Raw genomic sequence first — 6,273 nt, forward strand, 5'->3', positions numbered from 1 at the left:
AGAGGCCATCTTTAGTATTTATGATATGCACCATTAATACAACATTCGGTATTAGCACCACTTTCGCAGTGTTGTCCCCATCTAAAAGGCAGGTTGTCTACGCGTTACTCACCCGTTCGCCACTATCTGATGTCTAGCACCCATTCCTTTAAAACTGTTGGCACTTTTTTAACGCGTAAAGGGTTCTCTTCGTTCACCCTTATGCGCTCTTCAATGCTTTTCATTTTAAAGCGATCGGTGCTAGCCACCAGACCGTTCGACTTGCATGTGTTAGGCACGCCGCCAGCGTTCGTCCTGAGCCAGGATCAAACTCTCCATAAAAGTTATATTATGAAGAACCTTGATGGCTCTTTAAAAAATTTAATATAATGTGGAGCGGGAAAGGAGATTCGAACTCCCGACCCTCGCCTTGGCAAGGCGATGCTCTACCGCTGAGCTATTCCCGCATACCAATAAATAATCTTACACATCTGGCTATTTTAACTTTACTTACATTGTTTAGTTTTCAAAGAACACCTGATCGTTCCTCACGAACGAATACTAGTTTAACACATTTATTACATTGTGTCAATATTTTTTTGTGTCGCTCTTGGCAACTCGTTTATAATACCATACTATAAATCAAAATGTCAACAGTTTTTAACGTAATAATAAAAACTAAAAAGATGTTTTCTCTTGATATATCTTGGGTAAGCTATGAACGGGAGGTGATATAATGGAAAAGAAATCAAACCAAAAATCCAGAGAAAGTTCAAAACCAAAAGCTCAATCTAAACCTCAAACCCAGAAAAGTTCTACTGAGTTTGCTAAAGAAATTTGCCCTAAACAAAATTCTAATAAAGAAAAATGCTAACTAACAATTGAATTAGTTAAAAACGAAGGGGTATAAGAACTACCCCTTCGTTTTTTTATCATACTATTATATTAGGCATCGCACTTAATTTTCTAGCTTTATTTAAGCACATTAATTAAATGATTGAATATATCTTTATTTTCTTTAATTTTTTGCTCATTTCCAAATACACAAAGATAATTTTCTTTCATNTCATACTATTATATTAGGCATCGCACTTAATTTTCTAGCTTTATTTAAGCACATTAATTAAATGATTGAATATATCTTTATTTTCTTTAATTTTTTGCTCATTTCCAAATACACAAAGATAATTTTCTTTCATAGAATCATCAACTAAATTAGCGAGTTTGCAGATATCCCCTTGACGTGTTGCTAATATTTCATTACGCTCTTCTTGAATTTTGGATTGAGAAATATTTCGAATATAATAATTTGCTGCACGGTCACCTTTTTGAGAAGACGTCAAAGGCGTATCTAACTGGCTCATAGTACCAATGACATATTTAGTCATTTCTCGCTCATCAACATCGAAATCGCGTAAATAAGAAGCTGTTTCATTATAAACGGTTAGAGTTTCTGTTAGATTTGGATCGCGATAGGAACCAAATACCATATTACCATTTCTTTCAAATTTTGCAAATCCACCATAGGCTCCACCTTGCACACGTACCCGTGTCCATAAATAATCATAGCGTAAAATAGTTTCTAAGACTTTTAGACTACCATGATAAGAGTATCCCAATTTACGAAAATTAGCTCCTTTCACAACGTATTGAACTTTACCAGAGGTCATTAAACCTTCATTACGTTCTGCAACTTCAAATTTATATTGTTCAATCGGCATTTTATCTGATGCTAACGCTTTGGTAAAATCAGAGAAACTTTCTTTAAACTTTAAATAATTATCTTCTTCGATCGTTACGCTGACCAAAAGATTTTCTTTATTAAAAATTAATTTAGATACCATTTGAAGTTGAGAAAATAATTCCTCAGACTTTTCTATGAAATTCTTTTCTAAATCGGCAATAAAATCATAAAAAAGTAACATTCCAACTTCATTATATTGAGCGATAGGTGAAACATATGATAACACTCGATTAGTAACTAATTGCTGACCACGACGGAATAAATTCATATCCCAATTTGATTTAATTTCTTGAATCAGTTCCTGTATTCGTTTGCTATCATCAAAATGACTCTGTACAATCATTTCTTCAAAAAGCTTAAATAATTGAGGTAATTTTCCTACTAATGATTTACCTTTCACTATAAATTTCGGTAAATATTTATCATCATAACCATCATCAGTATAGACAGCTGTATCAAAACCAATACCACCTGTATTTATATTGATCTCATTTGATAATTCAGCATAATCATAGTGTGTTGTTGCAACCTTACCAAGTATCTCTGCCAACAAATAAACATATGGTAAAGATTTCTGCGGAATGCATCGCGTGTCAAAGTAAAAATTAACATATGCAATTTGGTTTGTATAAAGAGAATGAAGTAGTACTGGTACACCCATTTCTTCTTTTTTCACCAATGGTAATTCTTCTGCTTTAGGTTCCAAATCTTCAAGAGTCAACAACGGAATTGTTGCTAGGGCTTCAGGAGAATCGGGCGTTTGTTGACGAATTTTCAATTGTTCTGTTTGTGCAATCAATTGATCGATTTCTTCAGGTGTCAAAGACGCTTTATAATTAGCTAATTGTTTGCGTATTTCTTCATCTTTTTCTTCTGCTAGGCCATGTTTAGGCCGTAAAATAACCAAAGATTGATGATTATTATCCAATAAATACTCTTGAATTAATTTTTCAAAATAATTTGTGGTTAACCCTGTTTTGATTTTTTCAAGAATCGCTGTGTATTCGAGATGAATTACTGGGCTTTCATCATAAAGCCAACTATCCATACATTTAATATTATATACAAGCCCTGTCGGACGACTGCCATAATTAGCCTCACGTAATGTAAACTCAAAAATATTGATACAAGCTTCAATGAGTTTTTTATCAATTCCCTCTATAACTAACCTTCTCAGTTCCGTGTCGACAACTTGAAGAAATTTTTCTTTTTCTTCTTCATTTGTACTTGTGACAACAATGCCAAAAGTAGGTTGTAGGATACTTCGTACAAAAGTCCCACCAACATCTTTTCCGATTTTAGCCTCAATTAAAGCTTTTTTCAAAGGTGCGGCAGGTGTTTCTAATAGTAGGTATTCTAAAATTTGAAAGGCTAAACAAATTTCAGGATCAGTCGCTTTTCCTAAAACGAAATTCATACTCATAAAGGTTTTATCTTCAATACTATCTGTCGGTGTAATCGGATAATCAGATATGAGTTCAACTTTTTGTTCAAACTTTGGCTGTAAAGCAACTTGAGATAAGACTTGAATTTTTTCAAACCCACTCAAATAAGCTTCATCCAGAAATTTTAATTTTTCTAGAATATCTAAATCACCATATAGAAAGATATAGCTATTTGATGGATGATAATACTGTTTATGAAATTCAATAAATTGCTCTTGAGTCAGATTAGGAATATCATCAGGGTCACCACCTGATTCCACTCCATAAGCAGTATCTGGGAACAATGCTTCAAAAATTTTCTTATCAAGTATAGCATCTGGCGAAGAGAAAACACCTTTCATCTCGTTATAAACTACGCCTTTATAAGTAATTTCGGCCTCTTTATCCTCTAATTCGTAATGCCACCCTTCTTGCATTAAGGTTTCTGGACAATCTCCTATATTAGGATAAAATACAGCATCTAAATATACGTTCATTAAATTAGAGAAATCTTTTTCATTACGGCTTGCAACCGGATACATGGTTTTATCAGGGAAAGTCATAGCATTTAAATATGTATTCAAAGAGCCTTTTACTAACTCAACAAAGGGTTCCTTCATGGGAAACTGCCGTGAACCACATAATACAGAATGCTCAACAATATGAGCAACTCCTGTACTATCTGCAGGCGGAGTACGAAAGGTAATCGAAAAAACCTTATTATCATCATCATTTTTTAAATACAATAATCGAGCTCCACTTTTCTGATGATAAAAAATTTGAGCAATGGAATTTATGTCATCAATTTTCTTTTCTTCTTCTAATACAAATCCGTGGTACATATTACCTTTTTTCAATTATCTTCCCTCTTTTCAAAAATACAATTCAAAAATCTCTATTATAGCATATTCGTGAAAACATCAAAAATTCCTACAATAGACCTTACAACAATCAGTAAAAGATTGACGCTACTACCATTAAGTGAGAAAATGTTTATATGTCTCTACACTTATATTTAAATTAGAAAGGATGTTACCATGGATAAACTAATTTCTCTTTCATCAATCTTAGGTGGTATCTTATTAGCGATCACCTTAATATGGGTAGCTGCGTATAACCTCCGTCGTTCAGAAACCTATAAAGGAGTATTATTTTTAATTGTTGGGCTCTCTCTTGCTAGTATGATTATTTATACTCTCTTATCTAATTCATAAAAACGTACTGAGAAATGAGTTTTAGATCTATATCTATTAGTATGTTACCAAATTTTTATCTTAAACATTCGTGTACCAGTTGCTGATTGTAATCGATCACCAAATAAATGTGAAATAGCCCCTAAAAATACATATGGTGCTGCACCATGAATATATAAAAACGGCAAAGAGAAAACAATACATCCGACTATCGTGTGAGAAAAGCCGCGATGAGTCATTAAACCCGCAAACAAATTAAATCGCCCCAGCATCGATTTGGGATGATCAATATCTGGTAGCAAACTACCAAGCAACGTGAAAAAAATATCCATCGGTTGAGTTGTAAATCCCATACTAAAAAGAAGCCCAATAATGATATGTATTGCCCAATTGAAGATAATCACCTATTTCATATATATTATAGTTCTTGTACCATACAAGTAACTTATCCCTTATATTGCATTTGCGAACATGAGTTTGTTTTAATCTTAAAACAAACTCATGTTCTTGTAAAGTTATTTCTAATAATTAATTAAATAAACAACTATTATTTGTAGCATTTTAAAGGAAAAGACTATTTTTTGTCAAATAATATCAATATTAAGATTATTTTTCGATGGCGGGAGGACTTATATGGAAATTGAACAAACGGTTATGTTCTTAAATTATTTATTTGATGGAGTATTTTTAGCTGACCATGACCGCAGTATTTTATTTTGGAATCATTCCGCTGAAGTAATCAGTGGATACACCTCTTCAGAAGTCGTTGGGCGTAAATGTTATGACATGATTTTGTTACATGTTAATGAAAAAGGTGAGAATATCTGTAATTCATCTTGCCCTTTAAAACAAACAATAAAAAATAAGACAGCAACGGAAATGTCTCTTTTTTTGCGTCATAAACAAGGACATCTTATTCCTGTTACCATCCGTACTGTACCAATATTTAATGATAATGGCCTCCATAAATTTACCATGGAAACTTTTACTAAAAATAATTCCGTCGGTAATTTTGACCAAGTTAGAGAATTAGCTCGTAAGGCTTTTCTTGATTCACTCTCAGGTCTTCCAAACAAAGAATATATTGATAGTAAATTAAGTACTCTACTAGCTTCAGAAGCAATTGGTGATAGTAATATCTTAGGGTTATTTTTCATACACTTGGACAATTTAAAACAAATTAATAATGATTACGGAATAGCAGCAGGAAATATGTCTTTAAAGGCAATGGGTAAAGTTCTATCTGACAACATACAAGAAGGTGATATCATCGGTAGGTTAGAGGGAGGATTATTTATCATGATCACTCGTCTCGACAAAAAATCTCTCATGCTTAATTGGTCAAATAAACTTAAATCTTCAATTGAAAAGGTGATCATTCCCGGTCATGAAAGTCTCTCTATGAAAATATGTATTGGTGGGATTATCACTCCTTTAGGTGAAAGTCTTGAAGATATCTATCATATACTCGATGAAGAATTAAAAGTCAGTCGTGATGTTCCTATTAATGTAAGTGTCCGTGGTCTTAAATAAAAAAAAGCACTCATAAATGAGTGCTTTTTTTCTTAACCAGCAACTATCTATCCTCCCAGGCCGTTTCCAACCAAGTACTTTCGACGTATGTGGGCTTAACTACTGTGTTCGGTATGGGAACAGGTGGAACCCCACAGCTATCGTCACTGGATCAACTGGCAACTACCTATCCTCCCAGGTCGTTTCCAACCAAGTACTTTCGGCGTATAAGGGCTTAACTACTGTGTTCGGTATGGGAACAGGTGGAACCCCTTAGCTATCGTCACCAGATTATGGTCCGACTGCTTATAATAACCCATCTGCGTTGTTGCTCCTGCGGGCGTTCACTCGACGTACTTTTCAGTACGACTCCTTCACGTCCTCGTCGCGCCTAGCATCTGTGCCATTCTAATCAGTCTAT

At 33.9% G+C, this 6,273-nt stretch carries 5 protein-coding genes, 1 tRNA gene and 3 rRNA genes; 3 read left to right on the forward strand and 6 right to left on the reverse strand.

Going from position 1 to position 6,273, the window contains the following annotated elements:
- Positions 1-321, reverse strand: a 16S ribosomal RNA gene (locus tag ACAN52_RS21700); the annotation flags it as partial.
- Positions 322-371: 50 nt separating this feature from the next.
- Positions 372-446 (reverse strand) — tRNA-Gly (locus ACAN52_RS21705).
- Positions 447-715: 269 nt separating this feature from the next.
- On the opposite strand from ACAN52_RS21705, the gene ACAN52_RS21710 reads away from it, so the two are divergent.
- Positions 716-853: a hypothetical protein gene (locus ACAN52_RS21710; protein ID WP_378957224.1), complete on the forward strand. Its 138-nt coding sequence runs from the start codon at positions 716-718 to the stop codon at positions 851-853.
- 232 nt (positions 854-1,085) lie between these two features.
- On the opposite strand, the gene ACAN52_RS21715 is transcribed toward ACAN52_RS21710, so the two are convergent.
- On the reverse strand, positions 1,086-3,989 hold the full coding sequence (locus tag ACAN52_RS21715) for an insulinase family protein (protein WP_378957232.1): 2,904 nt from the start codon (positions 3,987-3,989) through the stop codon (positions 1,086-1,088).
- A gap of 195 nt (positions 3,990-4,184) precedes the next feature.
- On the opposite strand from ACAN52_RS21715, the gene ACAN52_RS21720 reads away from it, so the two are divergent.
- On the forward strand, positions 4,185-4,361 hold the full coding sequence (locus ACAN52_RS21720) for a hypothetical protein (protein WP_378957226.1): 177 nt from the start codon (positions 4,185-4,187) through the stop codon (positions 4,359-4,361).
- A gap of 44 nt (positions 4,362-4,405) precedes the next feature.
- On the opposite strand, the gene ACAN52_RS21725 is transcribed toward ACAN52_RS21720, so the two are convergent.
- Entirely contained in the window at positions 4,406-4,744 is a 339-nt protein-coding gene (locus ACAN52_RS21725; protein WP_378957228.1) for a metal-dependent hydrolase, read from the reverse strand.
- A 229-nt stretch (positions 4,745-4,973) separates the two neighbouring features.
- Between ACAN52_RS21725 and ACAN52_RS21730 the strand changes: the two genes are divergently transcribed.
- Positions 4,974-5,873, forward strand: a complete 900-nt coding sequence (locus ACAN52_RS21730; RefSeq protein ID WP_378957230.1) for a diguanylate cyclase domain-containing protein — start codon at positions 4,974-4,976, stop codon at positions 5,871-5,873.
- Positions 5,874-5,907: 34 nt separating this feature from the next.
- Here ACAN52_RS21730 and rrf (ACAN52_RS21735) read toward each other — a convergent pair.
- Together rrf (ACAN52_RS21735) and rrf (ACAN52_RS21740) are read right to left on the reverse strand one after the other, a co-directional pair.
- Positions 5,908-6,024, reverse strand: a 5S ribosomal RNA gene (rrf, locus tag ACAN52_RS21735).
- Positions 6,025-6,026: 2 nt separating this feature from the next.
- A 5S ribosomal RNA gene (rrf, locus tag ACAN52_RS21740) occupies positions 6,027-6,143 on the reverse strand.
- Positions 6,144-6,273 lie beyond the last annotated feature (130 nt).

The organism is Pelosinus sp. sgz500959 (assembly GCF_042610375.1).
Classification (GTDB): domain Bacteria; phylum Bacillota; class Negativicutes; order DSM-13327; family DSM-13327; genus CTSoil-075.

Bases quoted from the DNA above. Each gene is read 5' to 3' on its own strand.
- ACAN52_RS21710 (WP_378957224.1), top strand. From the start codon at position 716: ATGGAAAAGAAATCAAACCAAAAATCCAGAGAAAGTTCAAAACCAAAA.
- ACAN52_RS21715 (WP_378957232.1), bottom strand. From the start codon at position 3,989: ATGTACCACGGATTTGTATTAGAAGAAGAAAAGAAAATTGATGACATA.
- ACAN52_RS21720 (WP_378957226.1), top strand. From the start codon at position 4,185: ATGGATAAACTAATTTCTCTTTCATCAATCTTAGGTGGTATCTTATTA.
- ACAN52_RS21730 (WP_378957230.1), top strand. From the start codon at position 4,974: ATGGAAATTGAACAAACGGTTATGTTCTTAAATTATTTATTTGATGGA.